General features: G+C 67.1%; 1 protein-coding gene. It reads left to right on the top strand.

Annotated elements, in window-relative coordinates:
- A partial coding sequence (gene ispG / locus AC5P1B_RS35745) for a flavodoxin-dependent (E)-4-hydroxy-3-methylbut-2-enyl-diphosphate synthase (RefSeq protein ID WP_493892206.1) occupies positions 1-800 on the top strand: 800 nt, incomplete at both ends.

The following is an 800-nucleotide window of genomic DNA, read 5'->3' as shown; positions in this document are numbered from 1 at the left end:
GCGATCGACGCCGGATGTGCGGCGGTACGGGTCAACCCGGGCAACATCCGGCAGTTCGACGACAAGGTCAAGGAGATCGCGAAGGCGGCCTCCGAGGCGGGTGTGCCGATCCGTATCGGTGTGAACGCGGGGTCGCTGGACAAGCGGCTGCTGGCGAAGTACGGCAAGGCGACACCGGAGGCACTGGTGGAGTCCGCGCTGTGGGAGTGCTCGCTGTTCGAGGAGCACGGCTTCCGGGACATCAAGATCTCGGTGAAGCACAACGACCCGGTCGTCATGGTCAACGCCTACCGGCAGCTCGCGGCGCGGTGCGACTACCCGCTCCACCTGGGCGTGACCGAGGCCGGTCCCGCCTTCCAGGGCACGATCAAGTCGGCGGTGGCCTTCGGCGCGCTTTTGGCGGAGGGCATCGGCGACACGATCCGGGTGTCGCTGTCGGCGCCTCCCGTGGAGGAGATCAAGGTCGGCATCCAGATCCTGGAGTCGCTGAACCTCAAGCCCCGCCGTCTGGAGATCGTCTCCTGCCCCTCGTGCGGGCGCGCGCAGGTGGACGTCTACAAGCTGGCGGAGGAGGTGACCGCCGGCCTGGAGGGCATGGAGGTCCCGCTGCGTGTCGCGGTCATGGGCTGCGTCGTCAACGGTCCCGGCGAGGCCCGCGAGGCGGATCTGGGTGTGGCCTCGGGCAACGGCAAGGGCCAGATCTTCGTGAAGGGCGAGGTCATCAAGACCGTGCCGGAGTCGAAGATCGTGGAGACCCTGATCGACGAGGCCATGAAGATCGCCGAACAGATGGAAAAGGA

The sequence above is a fragment of the Streptomyces sp. A01 genome, from assembly GCF_059026195.1.
The sequence above is the reverse complement of the archived record's forward strand: the minus strand, read 5'-3'. Positions and strand labels throughout refer to the sequence as shown.